Below are 16,356 nucleotides of genomic sequence, written 5' to 3'. Positions count from 1 at the left end.
AAGGAACAAGGGAACGAGAAAAATGACCAAAGTCATCAGAAACGGCACCATCGTTACCGCCGACCGCACATGGAAGGCCGACGTGCTGATGCAGCACGGCAAGATCGTCGCCATTGGCTCCGACCTACACGGCGACCATGAGTTCGACGCCACCGGCTGTTATGTCATGCCAGGTGGTATCGATCCGCATACTCATCTCGAAATGCCGTTCATGGGCACCTATTCGGCCGACGATTTCGAGTCCGGCACGCGCGCGGCACTAGCCGGCGGCACGACGATGGTGGTCGATTTCTGCCTGCCGTCGCCGCAGCAGTCGCTGCTCGAGGCCTTGCAGATGTGGGACAACAAGACCTCGAAGGCGTCCTGCGATTATTCCTTCCACATGGCGATCACCTGGTGGGGCAAGCAGGTGTTCGACGAGATGGCCACCGTCGTCGACAAGGGCATCACCTCGTTCAAGCATTTCATGGCCTACAAGGGCGCGCTGATGGTGGACGACGACGAGATGTATGCGTCGTTCCAGCGCTGCGCCGAGCTCGGCGCGCTGCCGCTGGTGCATGCCGAGAATGGCGACGTGGTCGCGGCGCTCTCGCAGAAGCTGCTTGCCGCCGGCAACAATGGCCCGGAGGGGCACGCCTATTCGCGCCCGCCGGAAGTGGAAGGCGAGGCGACCAACCGCGCCATCATGATCGCCGACATGGCCGGCGTGCCGCTCTACGTCGTGCATGTTTCCTGCGAGCAGGCGCACGAGGCCATCCGCCGGGCGCGTCAGAAAGGCATGCGGGTGTTCGGCGAGCCACTGATCCAGCACCTGACGCTGGACGAGAGTGAGTATTTCGACAAGGACTGGGACCATGCGGCGCGCCGCGTGATGAGCCCGCCCTTCCGCAACAAATTACACCAGGATTCGCTGTGGGCCGGCCTGCAGGCGGGATCGTTGCAGGTGGTGGCGACCGACCACTGCGCCTTCACCACGGACCAGAAGCGCTTCGGCGTCGGCAATTTCACCAAGATCCCGAACGGCACGGGCGGCCTCGAGGATCGCATGCCGGTGCTGTGGACCAGGGGCGTCAACACCGGGCGGCTGACGATGAACGAATTCGTCGCCGTAACCTCGACCAACATAGCCAAGATCCTCAACATGTACCCGAAAAAGGGCGCCATTGTCGAAGGCGCGGATGCCGACATCATCGTGTGGGATCCCAAGCGCAAGAAGATCATTTCTTCGAAGAAGCAGCAGTCGGTCATCGACTACAATGTCTTCGAAGGCGTCGAAGTGACAGGCCTGCCGCGCTATGTCTTCTCGCGTGGCGAATTGTCGATCGAGGAGACCGAGGTGAAGGCCAAGCCTGGCCATGGCCAGTTCGTTGGCCGCGAGCCGAACGCGGCGGTTAACCGGGCACTGTCGACCTGGAAGGAGATCACCGCGCCGCGCAAGGTGGAGCGGACAGGCATTCCGGCGACTGGGGTTTGAGCTTGCGCAGCTCGAAAAGCGCCAAGAAACTGATGATCGCCGACAAGGACGGCACCGTCTGCGGGGAAGTTTCCGGGTGCTGATGATTGCCGAAGTTGGTGCTGCCCCTCATCGCCCTGCCGGCACCTTCTCCCCGTATAGGGACGGGGAGAAGGGAACTGAACGCAATCTTGGCGCCCTTTCCGGCAACGCTGGAAATCGGCGAAATCCTTCGCGAAATCGTCCTTCTCCTCGTCCCTATACGGGGAGAAGTGCCCGGCAGGGCGATGAGGGGCAGCGCAAACCTCAAGCAATTGGCCGATGGGCGCTTAGCCCCGCAAGGCCGGCTTCAGGCGACCAATGCATCCAGTTCCGGCAGCAGGACGACGCTTTCCTGCTCTTTGGGATCGGTGCGGGCAATGACGGCCGAAGACGGGGCCCCACTCAGATTGGCGGGCAGATGCGGCACGCCGGCCGGAATGTAGAAGAGGTCGCCGGCTTTGGCGACGATGTGGTTCTCAAGCCGGTCGCCGTACCAGGTATGGACCTCGCCGGAGAGCACGTAGATCGCCGTTTCATGGTTCTCATGCAGATGCGCCTTAGCGCGGGCGCCGGGCGGCATGGTGAGCACATGCATGCAGATACCAGATGAGCCGACCGACTCGGTGGCGATACCGGCGAAATAGGTCAATCCCTGCTTGCCTTCATAAGAGCTTTCAGGGCGGATAAGATGGCAAGTGGGTTGAGGCGACATCGGGGAAACTCCGGGCGTCGAATGAGTGGAACAAGACCAATGGGACTGGGCGAGTGGAAAACAACATCGCGATAAAAGCAATCGGAATCGGGCCGGCACTAAAGGGGCAGGAACAGGCAGGCCGCGGCCGATGACGGGGATTTCGCCAGCCGTCGTCGCGGCAAGCAAGCTTGGCCTGACCTTCCAGACCAATGACGGGCCGGTACAGGCGCTGTCCAATGTCGACCTGACCATCGGCAAGGGTGAGTTCGTTTCCTTCATCGGGCCGTCGGGCTGCGGCAAGACGACCTTGCTGCGGGTCATCGCCGATCTTGAGAAGCCGACCTCGGGGACCATTTCGGTCAACGGCATGACAGCAGAACAGGCGCGCGAGAAACGCGCCTACGGCTATGTCTTCCAGGCCGCCGCCCTGTTTCCCTGGCGCACCATCGAGCGCAACGTCGCGCTGCCGCTGGAGATCATGGGTCTGTCCGGGGCGGAGCAGGGAGAGCGGATCAGGCGCACGCTCGATCTCGTCAACCTTTCCGGCTTCGAGAAGAAGTATCCTTGGCAGCTTTCCGGCGGCATGCAGCAGCGCGCCTCGATCGCTCGCGCGCTCGCCTTCGATGCCGACCTTCTGTTGATGGACGAGCCGTTCGGCGCGCTGGACGAGATCGTGCGCGACCATCTCAACGGGCAATTGCTGCAATTGTGGGCGCGCACCAACAAGACCATCTGCTTCGTCACGCACTCCATTCCCGAGGCGGTGTATTTATCGACGCGCATCGTCGTCATGTCGCCGCGCCCGGGCCGCGTCAGCGACGTCATCGAATCGACGCTGCCGAAGGAGCGGCCACTCGACATCCGCGAGACGCCGGAGTTCCTGGCGATCGCCGCACGGGTGCGAGACGGCTTAAGGGCAGGGCACAGCTATGATGATTGAGCGGGGGCAGGATGGACTCGCGGCAGCGCCCCGAAAGGCGCCTCCACCTCACGAAGGAGCGGCCACCTACGCCTTCGTCATTCTAGGGCGGAGTAGCCGCGAAGCGGCATACGTAGACCCTAGGATCCATGCCGTGACGCCTGCCGAAAGGCGCAAACAGTCGAGAATATTCGGCAGGCTAAGCGGCGCGGAGGGAGCCATATTCCGAATGGTCGCGGAGCGGAGAGGTAACGGCATGGATTCTAGGGTCTGCGCCGCGTCGCTTCGCTCCTTGCTTCGCCCTAGGATGACGAAGGCAAGGGCCCCCGACCTCCGCTTCGCTCCGGCCACCCTCTCCCCGGTGGGGAGAGGAGAAGGGCGGCGCTAGATGGACACCTTCCGCTCAAAGGTCATCCCGGTAACCTCCATCCTCGCCGGCGTGGTCGCACTCTGGTACGTCTTCGCCGTCATACTCAACACGCCGTTCCAGCGCGATCTCGACCAACGTGCCAACGAAACGCCCGGCACCGTCGAGTTCATCGGCAAGACGCTCTCGCAGCCGAAGCCGACGCTGCCGGCGCCGCACCAGGTGGCGGTGAACTTTTTCGAGAACACGTTCCTGCGCAACGTCACTTCGAACCGCAGCCTGGTCTACAATGCCTGGGTGACGCTGTCCTCGACGCTGCTGGGCTTTGCCTTCGGCACGGCGCTCGGCATCATCATCGCGGTGGGCATCGTACATGTGGCGACGCTCGACCGCAGCCTGATGCCATGGATCATCGCCTCGCAGACCATCCCGATCCTGGCGGTGGCGCCGATGATCATCGTGGTGCTGGCGGCGATCGGCATCACCGGCCTGATCCCGAAGGCGATGATTTCGACCTATCTGTCGTTCTTCCCGGTGACGGTTGGCATGGTGAAAGGCCTGCGCTCGCCCGAGATCATGCATCTCGACCTGATGCACACCTACAATGCCAGCCGTGCGCAGACCTTCTGGAAGCTGCGCGTGCCGGCCTCGGTGCCGTTCCTGTTCACCTCGATGAAGGTGGCGGTGGCGGCCAGTCTGGTCGGCGCCATTGTCGGCGAACTGCCGACGGGCGCCGTCGCCGGCATCGGCGCCAAGCTGCTCGCTGGCGCCTATTACAGCCAGTCCATCGACATCTGGTCGGCGCTTGTCGCGGGCTCGATCGTGGCCGCGCTGCTGGTCATGGTGGTCGGCATTGCCGGGCGCCTCGTCGACCGCGCCATGGGCGGGAGGCCGGCATGAACCGGCTGAAGCCTTCCTGGCAGGCTGTGCTGGCCATCGTGCTGTGCCTGATGGCGGTCGCACTCGGCGCCATGTCGAAGCCGGAAGCGGCGGCGCTAGCGGACCCGACAACCAGCGCCAACTATCCCTATCTCGGAACGAAGGGCCTGATGTTTGGCCTTGCCATGCTGACGGCCCTGGTCTCGATGATCAGGATTTCGCGCTTTGTGGAAGCGGTCGTACTGTTCGTCGGCGCCCACCTCGTCGCCTGGCTGCTGATCTCAGGTATCGCTGGTTTCGAAGGCACGGCACTGGCGCCGTATTTCGTGCTGCTCACGGCCGCCTGGCTGCTTGGCTGGCGCTGCGTCGCGGTGCTATCGGGACTGCACCCCACCGCAAGCTGGATGCGCACGGCGCTGCGCCTGATCATCCCCGCCATCTTCGGCGCCTGGATCCTGATCATCTGGGAAGCGGTGACGCGTGGCGCCGGCATCCCGTTCATCCTGTTGCCGCCGCCGAGCGCCATCGGCGCGCGCATCGCCAGTTCGCTGCCGATCCTTGGCGCCGATGTCCGGCAGACCATCTTCAAGGCTGTTATCTTCGGCTATATCGTGGGCAGCGGCGCCGGCTTTGTCACGGCCATTCTCGCCGACCGGGTGCCGTTCCTGCGGCGCGGCCTGCTGCCCATCGGCAACATGGTCTCGGCGCTGCCGATCATCGGCGTGGCGCCGATCATGGTGATGTGGTTCGGCTTCGACTGGCAGTCCAAGGCGGCTGTCGTCATCATCATGACCTTCTTCCCGATGCTGGTGAACACCGTCGCCGGTCTGGCCGCGTCCGGCCATATGGAGCGCGACCTGATGCGCACCTATGCGTCGGGCTACTGGCCGACGCTTATCAAGCTCAGGCTGCCGGCCGCCGCTCCCTTCATCTTCAACGCGCTGAAGATCAACTCGACGCTGGCGCTGATCGGCGCCATCGTCGCCGAGTTCTTCGGCACGCCCGTCGTCGGCATGGGCTTCCGCATCTCGACCGAAGTCGGACGGATGAACATCGACATGGTCTGGGCCGAAATCGCAGTTGCAGCCCTTGCGGGTTCGGTCTTTTATGGGGTGGTCGCTCTTGTCGAAAGAGCCGTCACGTTTTGGCATCCCTCTGTCCGTGGTGGATAGGGGCGGTGGGTTTGGGCACTAACTCCAGAGGGAAAAAAATGAAAAGACTGATTATTCCTGTACTGGCCGGCGCGATGTCGCTGGCCGCGTTCCAGGCAATGGCTGCCGACAAGGTGACGTTGCAGCTGAAATGGGTCACGCAGGCCCAGTTTGCCGGTTATTACGTCGCCAAGGCGAAGGGCTTCTACGAGGCCGAGGGTCTCGACGTCGACATCAAGCCGGGCGGTCCCGACATTGCGCCCGAGCAGGTGATCGCCGGCGGCGGCGCCGATGTCATCGTCGACTGGATGGGCGGCGCGCTGGCAGCCCGCGAAAAGGGCGTGCCGCTGGTCAACATCGCCCAGCCGTTCAAGAAGGCCGGCATGGAACTGGTCTGCCCGAAAGACGGCCCGATCAAGACCGAAGCCGACTTCAAGGGCCACACGCTCGGCGTCTGGTTCTTCGGCAACGAATATCCGTTCTACGCCTGGATGAACAAGCTTGGCCTCAAGACCGATGGCGGCCCGGATGGTGTCACCGTTCTCAAGCAGAGCTTTGACGTGCAGCCGCTGATTCAGAAGCAGGCGGATTGCATCTCGGTCATGACCTACAATGAATTTTGGCAGCTGATCGACGCCGGCTACAAGCCGGAGCAGCTCACCGTGTTCAACTACTCGGCGATGGGCAACGACCTGCTCGAGGACGGGCTTTATGCCTCGGAGGATAAGCTCAAGGATCCGGCCTTCGAGGACAAGATGGTGCGTTTCGTGCGCGCCTCGATGAAGGGTTGGAAATACGCCGTCGACAACAATGACGAAGCGGCCGAGATCGTCATGGACGGTGGCGGCCAGGACGAGAACCACCAGAAGCGTATGATGAGCGAAGTCGCCAAGCTCATCGACAATGCCGACGGCAAGCTCGACCCAGCGACCTATGAGCGTACCGCCAAGGCGTTGCTCGACCAGAAGATCATCACCAAGGAGCCGAAGGGCGCCTATACCACCGCGATCACCGACAAGGCGATCAAGTAGGCCTCAAAGCGGCCTCGTGACGGGGCTTGATGGACGATGTTGGAGGGGCGGGCGACCGCCCCTTTTTCATGCGGCCAAATCACAAAAGCGTGTGCCTGGATACATTGGGGCGGCCGAGCGTTGCGTCGGAGGCATGCGCGTGCGGGGAGCCACGGCGGATGCTACAGCCAATCGGAGGTTCTTCATGCGCACACAGACCGTCTTGCCGACGCTTTCGGCGCTGGCCATTTCGACCGCTTTCCTGTTCGCGTCGCCGGCCCTGGCCGACATGATGAAGTTCAAGGCGACGCTCGATGGCAGCCAGCAGAGCCCACCCGTCACTACCAAGGGCAAGGGAACCGCCACATTCACCTTTGACACCGCCAAGAAGAAACTCAGTTGGAACGTCAAATACTCCGGCCTCAGCGGGCCGGCGACGGCCGCACATATTCATGGCCCGGCCGCGAAGGGGGAAAATGCGGACCCCGTAATCCCGTTCAAAAAACTCAAGAGCCCGATCAAGGGATCGGCGACATTGACCGATACGCAGGTGACCGATCTGGAGGCCGGCAAATATTACGTCAACATACACACCGCGGCCAACAAGGACGGCGAGATCCGCGGTCAGATCGAAAAGGCGGCGGCGGCGATGTAACGCGACGTCGCTCGGGGCGCGCGCCCGTATTTGCTTGCGAAAGCTTTGCGGGACAGCGCCGCCCTTTCTCCTGCCGGAAACCGACTTTCAGGCCTTGTCTCTTATCTGCGTCATCGTTCGGGTCGGGGTGATTGCCTCCGGATCGAGCCGGATCTCGACGATTGCCGGCTTGCCGCTGGCGCGAGCACGCTCGAAGGCAGGGGCGAAGTCGGCGGTTTTCTCCACCGTTTCGCCATGGCCACCATAGGCACGCGCCAGGGCGGCGAAGTCCGGATTCTTGAGGTCCGTGGCCACCACCCGCCCGGGGTATTCACGCTCCTGGTGCATGCGGATGGTGCCGTAGATGCCATTATTGACGACGATGACGATGATCGGCAACCCGTATTGCACGGCGGTGGCGAATTCCTGCCCGTTCATCAGGAAGCAGCCGTCGCCGGCGAAAGCGACTACGGTGCGATCCGGATAAAGCGCCTTGGCCGCTACCGCCGCCGGCGTTCCGTAACCCATCGAGCCTGAGGTCGGCGCGCCCTGTGTGGCAAAGCGGCGGAAGCGATGGAAGCGGTGCACCCACGTGGCGTAGTTGCCGGCGCCGTTGGTCAGGATGGCATCGTCGGGCAGCACCGTTTCGAGATAGGTCATGATCAGCCCCATCTGGACGGCGCCCGGACCGCTTTCCGGTGGGGTCGACCAGTCGAGATAAGCGGCATGGAGCTTTGCCGTCTCCGCCGCCCAGCCCGGCGATGCCGGTCCCTTCCGGTTGGCGAAGGCGCGCACGAAGGCGGCGGGCGAGGCGTTGATCGCAAGTGTTGGACGGTAGACGCGGCCTAGTTCGCCGGCATCGGGGTGGACATGGACCAGCGTCTGGTCAGGGTAGGGGCTCTTCAGCAGCGTATAGTCCGAGGACGGCATCTCGCCCATGCGGCCGCCGATCAGCAGCACCAGATCGGCCTGCTTGATTGCTGTCGCCAGCTTCGGGTTGATGCCGATGCCGACATCGCCGGCATAGTTCGGGTGCAGATGATCGAACAGCATCTGGCGGCGGAAGGAGCAGCCGACCGGTAGCGACCACGCCTCGGCGATGCGGGTGATTTCCTGAACAGCCTGGAAATCCCAACGTGTGCCGCCCAGGATCGCGATCGGTCGTTTGGCGGCATTGAGCAGCGCCTCGAGCCGGTCGAGTTCGGCTTCGGCGGGGCTGGTCTCGACCGGGGTGTAGGCGATCGCGGCCGGTGCATCGACGACACTGGTCAGCATGTCTTCCGGCAGCGAGATGACGACGGGACCTGGGCGTCCGGAGGTCGCCACGGCAAAGGCGCGGGTGACGAATTCGGGAATACGCGACGCATCGTCGATCTCTACCACCCATTTTGCGATGTCGCCAAAGAACCTGACATAGTCCACTTCCTGGAAGGCCTCGCGCTGCTTGGCGTGGCTGGCGACCTGGCCGATGAACAGGATCACGGGAACTGAATCCTGCATGGCGATATGGATGCCGGCGGAGGCATTGGTGGCGCCGGGGCCGCGGGTGACGAAGCAGATACCGGGTTTGCCGGTCAGGCGGCCTTGGCAGTCGGCCATCATGGCGGCGCCACCCTCCTGGCGGCAGACGATGGTGCGGATCGCCGAATCGTGCAGCGCGTCGAGCACCGCGAGGTAGGATTCGCCTGGCACGCAGAAGATACGGTCGGTGCCGTTGGCCTCGAGCGCGTCGACGATCAATTGTCCGCCGGTTTTCATTTTGCTCTCTCCAGTTCGGCAAGGATTTCGTCAGTATGTTCGCCCAGGCGGGGCGAGGGGCGCTCATAGACGAGCGGTGTTTCGGACATGATCATCGGTGCGCGAACCGAGGGCAGAAGATTGCCATGGCCGTCGTCGAGATCGAGCCGCATGCCGCGCGCGATCGCCTGCGGGTCGGCGAACATCTGTCCGATCGTGTTGATCGGGCTCGCCGGCACGCTGGCCGCTTCCAGCTTGGCCAGCAGCGGGTCGCGATCCTTGGTCTTCAGCGCCTCGACGATCCGCTCGCGTAGCGCCGCCCGGTTGGCGACGCGGGCCGGATTGGTGGCGAAATCGGGATTGCCGGGCAATTCGTCCAGCCCGACCACCGCGCAGAACCTGGCGAACTGGCCGTCATTGCCGACCGCCAGGATGATGTGACCGTCCCGGACCGGCAGCACCTCGTAGGGCGCGATGTTCATATGCGCGTTGCCCATCTGCACAGGCGACTTGCCGGAGACGAGATAGTTGAGGTTCTGATTGCCGAGCGCCGAGATCTGGGTGTCGAACAATGCCATGTCGATGTGCTGGCCTTCGCCGGTTTTTTCGGCGTGGCGAAGTGCCGCCTGGATGGCGATGACGGAATAGAGGCCAGTGAAGATGTCCGAGATGGCGACGCCGGCCTTCTGCGGCTCGCGTCCCGCCTCGCCGGTGATCGACATCATGCCGGCCATGCCCTGGATGATGAAGTCGTAGCCGGCGCGCGGCGCGTAAGGACCGTCCTGGCCGAAGCCGGTGATCGAGCAATAAACGAGGCGCGGATTGATCTTGCGCAGGCTCTCATGGTCGAGCCCGTATTTCTTCAAGCCGCCAAGCTTGAAGTTTTCGATCAGCACGTCAGACGTTGCCACCAGCCGGCGCACGGTTTCGGCGCCCTCCGGTGTCGAAAAATCAATGGCGATGGAGCGCTTGCCGCGATTGCAGGAATGGTAATAGGCGGCCGACAGGTTCTCGCCATCCTTGCCCATGACGAAGGGCGGGCCCCATTTGCGGGTGTCGTCGCCGCCGTCAGGGCTTTCGACCTTGATGACGTCGGCGCCGAGATCGGCAAGCAACTGCCCGGCCCAGGGCCCGGCAAGGATGCGGGCGAGTTCGACGACGCGGACGCCTTTCAGCGGGGGCTCAGCCATAGATCACCAGAATTGGTCGGAACCGAAGCCTCTATCAACAGAGATTGCCGCTGTCACGGCTCTTGCGATGGGCCAACGCTTCATCGCTTCAAGGCGGTTTCGGCCCACGCTGCGAAATCGTCCATGACGATGTCGCGATTCACCTCGTTCAAGCTTTCGTGGCGGGTCTCGCTGTAAACCTTTGAAACGAGATTCGAAAAGCCCATTTTGCGCATGCGTCCGGCAAGCTGGATGATCCCCTTGCCATAATCCGAGGCAGGGTCTTTTTCGCCCCCCACGACGCTGACGGACAGGTCGCGCCGAACGCCGACGAAACCGGCGTCCCTGCCGCCATTGAGCGCCATCTGGACGACATCGCGCCACATCGACACCGAGGCGTCCCAGCCGCATAGCGGGTCGGCGATGTATTTGTCGACCTCGGCCCCGTCGCGTGACAGCCAGTCGAACAAGGTCCGGTGGTTGGGCACCGCCTTGCCCCAGGCCTGGAAGGTGAGCTTCGGCAGCAGGCGCGATGGGACGTCCGAGCCGAGCCGCATCCTTTCCCATGCAAGGATGCCGAGCGCCACCTGCCCGAGCAGGCCAGCTGAAAAATTGCCATTCCAGATGGCGGCGGCGTGAACGCGGTTCGAATGGGCCAGGAGAAAGTTCAGCGCCACGGACGCGCCCATCGAATGGCCGAACAGGATGACGGGCAGGCCCGGCTGCTCCCCGGCGATGAGATCATGGATGGCGCCGACATCGGCGATGACCTTGGCGGGGCCGTCCTCATGCGCGAACCTGCCCAGCGGTGCGTCGGGTGCCTTCGTTGTGCCATGGCCGCGATGATCGTGAACATAGACACTAAAGCCGCGCGCGCCCAGGAATTCGGCAAAACGATCATAGCGCGCCGCATGCTCTGCCAGCCCGTGATTGATCTGGATGACGGCGCGCGGATGGCCGTCGGCCTGCCGGACCAGAAGATTGAGGTCGGCGCCGGTCGGCGAACGGACCATGCGCTGCTGGCTGAATGACATTCAGTGATTTCCACCCTGGCCCGCCTCGGTGGCGCCGGCCTTGTTTGCGCCGGGGCCGGTTCAGCGTCAATCCGCCATTCCGGATTTCTCGCGATGATGTTTCTTGCATCTGGCCGGTGGAATATCGCAATTCTGACATGGAGACAGCTTCAGTCTGTCGCCCACCTTTTTCATCCAGGGATTCCCCATGCGCATTGCTGTTGTTTTCGGATTGGCCATGTTGGCGGCATCGTTAACGGGTGCGGCCCATGCCGACGTCAGGATGAGTGGCACCTTCGTTGCCGACGCCTCCTGTCCGGCGACGCAAGCCATCAAGAACGGCAAGAGTCCCGGCAATGTCTCGACTGATGCCGGACAGAGCTATCAACTGCTGGCGGGCAACAAGGATGCGCCGACGCACTATCTCATTCTGGTGCCGGGCGCAGATCCGGATCGGCGCTGGGTGAAGGTCAGTTGCGGACATCTCTCCGGCAGCAGCGCAGCAACGCTGCCGGCGACCCCCGGCGGGCAGGGCAAGCCGGCGGCGTCGGGAAAACCCGAATATGTCTTCGCGCTGAGCTGGCAGCCGGCTTTTTGCGAGACCAAGTCCAGCAAGAGCGAATGCAAGGCACAAAACCCGAATGAATTCGATGCCAGCAACTTCACCTTGCACGGCCTGTGGCCGCAGCCGAACGGGAACTTCTATTGCCAGGTACCGGCCAGCGACAAGGCCAACGACAGTCCGGCGCACTGGAAGGATCTTCCGCCTGTCAATTTGGACGCCGGCACGCGCGCGGAACTCGACAAGGTTATGCCGGGCACCGCTTCGCAGTTGGAGCGGCATGAATGGATCAAGCACGGCACCTGCTACGGCAAGAACCAGCAGGAGTATTTTTCCGACGCACTCGGCCTGATGCGCGCGGTGAACGGCTCAGCGGTGCGCGATCTCTTCGCCAAGAACATCGGCGGCAAGCTGACGGCGGACCAGATCCGCGGCGCCTTCGACCAGGCCTTTGGCGCCGGCGCCGGCGATCGCGTGCGCGTCTCCTGTGTCATCGATCCGTCGAGCGGCCGGCGGCTGATCGGAGAGTTGACGCTTGGCCTTGCCGGTCCGATCGGCCCAAACAGCTCGCTCAAGGACCTGCTGCTGGCCTCGGTGCCGACCAACAAGGCCGGTTGCCCGACCGGAACCGTCGACGCAATCGGGTTCCAGTAGGTCCTGAGCTCATTCCAGCCGGCAGGCAGGCCGGGGCGCCAACGCCCGTTGTTGTGCGGCCTGTGATCGGTTCGATGCGGCGAAAGCGATTGCCGTTCGGCTCCGCATCGCCTACATAGCGGCCAACCTCCATTCAGATCGACAAATCAGTCAGTTTTTCAGGGAAAGCGCGCGTGGCACGCCAGTTCATCTATCACATGTCAGGCCTGTCAAAGGCCTACGGCACCAAGAAGGTGCTCGATAACGTTCATCTGTCCTTCTACCCGGACGCCAAGATCGGCATTCTCGGTCCTAACGGTTCGGGTAAGTCGACCATCCTGCGCATCATGGCCGGGCTCGACAAGGAGTTCCAGGGCGAGGCGTGGCTGGCCGAAGGCGCCACGGTCGGCTACCTGGCGCAGGAGCCGCAGCTCGACAACAGCAAGACCGTGCGTGAAAACGTCATGGACGGCGTCGGCAGGAAGACCGCCATCATCGAGCGCTACAACGAATTGATGATGAACTATTCCGACGAGACGGCAGACGAGTCGGCCAAGCTCCAGGACGAGATGGATCGGCTCAACCTTTGGGACCTCGAGCAGCAGGTCGAGATGGCGATGGACGCGCTGCAGTGCCCGCCGGCCGATTCCGAGGTGACCAATCTGTCGGGCGGCGAGCGCCGCCGCGTGGCGCTGTGCCGGCTGCTCCTGGAACAGCCCGACCTGCTTTTGCTCGACGAGCCGACCAACCATCTCGACGCCGAGACCACGGCGTGGCTGGAAAAGCACCTGCGCGACTATCCGGGCTCGGTGCTGATCATCACCCACGACCGCTACTTCCTCGACAATGTCACGGGATGGATTCTCGAGCTCGATCGCGGCCGTGGCATCCCTTACGAGGGCAACTACACCAAATATCTCGACGCCAAGGCCAAACGCCTGATCCAGGAAGGCCGCGAGGACGACGCCCGCCAGAAGTCGATCTGGCGCGAGCGCGAGTGGATCCAATCCTCGCCGAAGGCGCGCCAGACCAAGTCCAAGGCCCGTATCAAGGCCTATGAGGAACTGGTCGAGCAGTCGCAGAATCGCAAGCCGACCGACACGCAGATCGTCATTCCGTCGGGCGAGCGCCTCGGCAATGTCGTCATCGAGGTTGAAGGGCTCACCAAGGGCTTCGGCGATGAGCTTTTGATCGAGGACCTGTCGTTCAGGCTGCCGCCGGGCGGCATTGTCGGCGTCATCGGCCCGAACGGCGCTGGCAAGACGACGCTGTTCAAGACCTTCACTGGCCAGGAAAAGCCTGATGCGGGGTCGATCCGCATCGGCGAGACGGTCAAGCTCGGCTATGTCGACCAGAGCCGTGACGCGCTGGACCCGAACAAGACGGTGTGGGAAGAAATCTCCGGTGGCGCCGAAGTCATCAAGCTTGGCAAGCACGAGGTCAACAGCCGCGCCTATTGCTCGTCCTTCAACTTCCGTGGCGGCGATCAGCAGCAGAAGGTCGGCAACCTTTCGGGCGGCCAACGCAACCGAGTGCATCTGGCCAAGATGCTCAAAGGCGGCGGCAATGTGCTTTTGCTCGACGAACCGACCAACGACCTCGACACCGAGACGCTGAGCGCGCTCGAAGACGCGCTGGAAGCCTATGCCGGCTGCGCTGTCATCATCAGCCACGACCGCATGTTCCTCGATCGCATGGCGACCCACATGCTCGCCTTCGAGGGCGACGCGCATGTCGAATGGTTCGAAGGCAATTTCGAGGAGTATGAGAAGGACAAGGTTCGCCGCCTGGGCGCGGAGGCGGCGGCCCCGCACCGCATGACGCATAAGAGGCTGACGCGGTAAGGGCCGTTATTGCAGTGGCGGTTCCGGGTCGGCGACGACGGGATCGTCATCCAATTGGGATAGCCGGCTTGTCGCGCCGGTCATGGAAGGTGGCAACCGCCGCGAGGTCTTACCGTTGAACAGCCCAGCAAAGCCCGATTGGTCCGCCGCCCAATATTTGAAGTTCGAGGACGAGCGCACGCGTCCTGCGCGCGACTTGGTGGCGCAGGTGCCGGTCGACTTCCCCCGCAGGGTTGTCGACATAGGCTGCGGGCCGGGCAATTCGACGGAGCTTCTGGTCGCGCGCTGGCCGGATGCACAGGTGAGCGGCTTCGACACGTCTCCCGACATGATCGAGAAGGCTAGGGCACGCCTGCCCAATGTCAGCTTCGACCTTGCCGATGCCTCGACATGGGCGCCGGCTCAACCGGTCGATGTGATCTTCGCCAATGCCGTGTTCCAGTGGCTGCCGGAACATCCTGATGTCTTCCAGCGGCTGATGGGGTTTCTTGCGCCCGGCGGCGCGCTCGCCGTGCAGATGCCAGACAATATGGGCGAGGATTCCCACAGGCTGATGCGCGAGACCGCCGCCGAAATGCCGTTCGCAGCCAAGCTGAAAGGGGCGGCGCGCGCGCCGCTGCCGCCGGTGTCGTTCTATTATGATCTGTTGTCGCCACTCTCGGACCGGCTCGACATCTGGCACACGGTCTATAACCATCCGCTGGCCGACGCCGGGGCGATCGTGGAATGGGTGAAGTCGACGGGCTTGAAGCCTTTTGTCGACCCGCTCGATGCGGACGAGAAGATGCTGTTCCTCGAAAGCTACACGGCCAGGATCGCCAAGGCCTATAACAAGACCGCAAATGGCAAGGTGCTGTTGCGTTTCCCGCGCATTTTCATTGTCGCCAAGCGGGCTTGAACGACCAACGTCGATGAGGAGCCGGGGCAGTTCGTGTGCAGCCGCGACGACGGTGCATGCTGGAACAACTCACAGACTAACACCAAACTGTGCGCATGGTGAGGGACGTGGGAACCGGTTTAAGCTGGCATAAACCGGCTCAATGCGACAAGGGTTGCGCCGGGCCTCCCTTACGCCCACATCAAAGCCCCTGAACGCCTGCGGATGGGACGGACTGGACATGCATCGCGTCATCATCAGCGGTATCGGCGTCGAAATCCCCGAGCCAGAGATCAGCAATGAGGAACTGGTCGCCAGTTTCAACAACTGGGTCGACACGGAAAACGCGCGCCGGTCGGGCACGGACCAGCCGCTGCTGCAGAAATCGGACAGCGACTTCATCGTCCACGCCTCGGGCGTGCGCAGCCGTCATGTGATCGAGCGCGAAGGCATACTCGACCCGACCCGTATGGCACCGCGCATTCCGGCGCGGCCGGACGATGCGCTGTCGCTGGAGGCCGAGTTCGGCATAGCTTCGGCCCGCAAGGCCCTCGATCATGCCGGGCTGAAGCCGTCCGATATCGATTTGGTGATCTGCTCGGCCTCGCACCACCAGCGGCCCTATCCGGCGATCGCCATCGAGATGCAGCAGGCCCTGGGCACCAAGGGGGCGGGCTTCGACATGGGGCTCGGCTGCTCATCCGCCGCGGCGGCACTGCACATGGCGGTCAATCTCGTGCGTGCGGGCGCGCACAAGCGCATTCTGGTGACGACGCCGGAGATCATCACCGGCCATCTCAATTTCCGCGACCGGCAGACGCATTTCATCTTCGGCGACGCCTCTGTGTCGATGGTGGTCGAAGGGCTGGCACTCGGCGAGAAACGGCCGGGACGTTTCGAAGTGCTCGACACGCGCATCTGGACGCAGATGTCGAACAACATCCGCACCAATCTCGGCTACCACACCCGCACCGCACAGGACGATCCCTACAGGATCGATCTGGAGGGCAATCTGATCAAGCAGGTCGGCAACAAGGTGTTCAAGGAAGTCACCGTCGCTGGGCACAAATTCATCGTGGAGTTCCTGGCCGAGCACGGCCTGACGCCGCAGGCGGTGCGACGCTTCTGGCTGCACCAGGCCAATGCGCGCATGAACGCCATGATCCTGAAACTCTCATTCGGCCACGAGGTCGATCATGACCGCGCGCCCATGGTGCTGGAGCGTCTCGGCAACACGGCGGGCGCCGGCGCCATCGTCGCGTTGTCGGAGAACCATGCCGACATGAAGGCGGGCGACTTCGGGCTGATCTGCGCTTTCGGCGCGGGGTATTCGATCGGCGGCGCGCTGCTGCGGATGCTGTAGGACGCGCTT

General features: G+C 63.1%; 14 protein-coding genes. 10 read left to right on the top strand and 4 right to left on the bottom strand.

Translation table 11 applies throughout. From position 1 onward, the window contains the following. Positions 1 to 22 precede the first annotated feature (22 nt). Positions 23 to 1,474, top strand: a complete 1,452-nt coding sequence (hydA, locus tag FJ443_RS15580) for a dihydropyrimidinase (protein WP_140495127.1) — start codon at positions 23 to 25, stop codon at positions 1,472 to 1,474. A 328-nt stretch (positions 1,475 to 1,802) separates the two neighbouring features. On the opposite strand, the gene FJ443_RS15570 is transcribed toward hydA, so the two are convergent. After that, positions 1,803 to 2,207 carry a cupin domain-containing protein gene (locus FJ443_RS15570; protein WP_140495129.1) on the bottom strand — a complete coding sequence of 135 codons (405 nt, stop codon included), beginning with the start codon at positions 2,205 to 2,207 and terminating at the stop codon, positions 1,803 to 1,805. Positions 2,208 to 2,337: 130 nt separating this feature from the next. On the opposite strand from FJ443_RS15570, the gene FJ443_RS15565 reads away from it, so the two are divergent. From FJ443_RS15565 to FJ443_RS15540, 5 genes are all read left to right on the top strand, one after another. Then, the gene (locus FJ443_RS15565; protein WP_140495131.1) at positions 2,338 to 3,129 is read left to right on the top strand and encodes an ABC transporter ATP-binding protein; all 792 of its coding nucleotides are present in this window, start codon (positions 2,338 to 2,340) and stop codon (positions 3,127 to 3,129) included. Positions 3,130 to 3,496: 367 nt separating this feature from the next. Continuing rightward, positions 3,497 to 4,375 carry an ABC transporter permease gene (locus FJ443_RS15555; protein WP_140664778.1) on the top strand — a complete coding sequence of 293 codons (879 nt, stop codon included), beginning with the start codon at positions 3,497 to 3,499 and terminating at the stop codon, positions 4,373 to 4,375. After that, on the top strand, positions 4,372 to 5,526 hold the full coding sequence (locus FJ443_RS15550; protein WP_140580026.1) for an ABC transporter permease: 1,155 nt from the start codon (positions 4,372 to 4,374) through the stop codon (positions 5,524 to 5,526). The genes FJ443_RS15555 and FJ443_RS15550 overlap by 4 nt, the downstream gene beginning before the upstream one ends. A 38-nt stretch (positions 5,527 to 5,564) precedes the next feature. Beyond that, entirely contained in the window at positions 5,565 to 6,536 is a 972-nt protein-coding gene (locus FJ443_RS15545) for an ABC transporter substrate-binding protein (RefSeq protein ID WP_140521233.1), read from the top strand. Between the two features lie 184 nt (positions 6,537 to 6,720). Then, positions 6,721 to 7,170 (top strand): CHRD domain-containing protein, encoded by a 450-nt coding sequence (locus tag FJ443_RS15540; protein WP_140521232.1) that lies wholly within the window; start codon positions 6,721 to 6,723, stop codon positions 7,168 to 7,170. An 87-nt stretch (positions 7,171 to 7,257) separates the two neighbouring features. Here FJ443_RS15540 and FJ443_RS15535 read toward each other — a convergent pair whose 3' ends face one another. The 3 genes from FJ443_RS15535 to FJ443_RS15525 all read right to left on the bottom strand — a co-directional run bounded on the left by FJ443_RS15535 (position 7,258) and on the right by FJ443_RS15525 (position 11,089). Continuing rightward, on the bottom strand, positions 7,258 to 8,907 hold the full coding sequence (locus tag FJ443_RS15535; RefSeq protein ID WP_140630881.1) for a thiamine pyrophosphate-binding protein: 1,650 nt from the start codon (positions 8,905 to 8,907) through the stop codon (positions 7,258 to 7,260). Next, on the bottom strand, positions 8,904 to 10,076 hold the full coding sequence (locus tag FJ443_RS15530; protein ID WP_140664775.1) for a CaiB/BaiF CoA-transferase family protein: 1,173 nt from the start codon (positions 10,074 to 10,076) through the stop codon (positions 8,904 to 8,906). Before FJ443_RS15530 ends, FJ443_RS15535 begins: the two co-directional genes overlap by 4 nt. Positions 10,077 to 10,156: 80 nt before the next feature. Then, complete coding sequence (locus tag FJ443_RS15525) at positions 10,157 to 11,089, bottom strand: alpha/beta hydrolase (RefSeq protein ID WP_140567407.1); 933 nt, start codon at positions 11,087 to 11,089, stop codon at positions 10,157 to 10,159. A gap of 187 nt (positions 11,090 to 11,276) precedes the next feature. Here FJ443_RS15525 and FJ443_RS15520 point away from each other — a divergent pair, with 187 nt between their 5' ends. The 4 genes from FJ443_RS15520 to FJ443_RS15505 all read left to right on the top strand — a co-directional run bounded on the left by FJ443_RS15520 (position 11,277) and on the right by FJ443_RS15505 (position 16,347). Continuing rightward, positions 11,277 to 12,284, top strand: coding sequence for a ribonuclease (locus tag FJ443_RS15520; RefSeq protein ID WP_140664772.1), 1,008 nt, complete (start codon positions 11,277 to 11,279; stop codon positions 12,282 to 12,284). Between the two features lie 173 nt (positions 12,285 to 12,457). Beyond that, positions 12,458 to 14,107: an energy-dependent translational throttle protein EttA gene (gene ettA, locus FJ443_RS15515; RefSeq protein WP_140567404.1), complete on the top strand. Its 1,650-nt coding sequence runs from the start codon at positions 12,458 to 12,460 to the stop codon at positions 14,105 to 14,107. A gap of 82 nt (positions 14,108 to 14,189) precedes the next feature. Continuing rightward, a complete protein-coding gene (tam, locus tag FJ443_RS15510; protein WP_140559508.1) occupies positions 14,190 to 15,005 on the top strand; it encodes a trans-aconitate 2-methyltransferase in 816 nt (271 codons plus the stop codon). 220 nt (positions 15,006 to 15,225) lie between these two features. Further along, on the top strand, positions 15,226 to 16,347 hold the full coding sequence (locus tag FJ443_RS15505) for a beta-ketoacyl-ACP synthase III (protein WP_140664769.1): 1,122 nt from the start codon (positions 15,226 to 15,228) through the stop codon (positions 16,345 to 16,347). Positions 16,348 to 16,356 lie beyond the last annotated feature (9 nt).

The sequence above is a fragment of the Mesorhizobium sp. B2-6-1 genome (assembly GCF_006440475.1).
Classification (GTDB): domain Bacteria; phylum Pseudomonadota; class Alphaproteobacteria; order Rhizobiales; family Rhizobiaceae; genus Mesorhizobium.
This window is presented reverse-complemented; position numbering and strand designations above follow the sequence as displayed.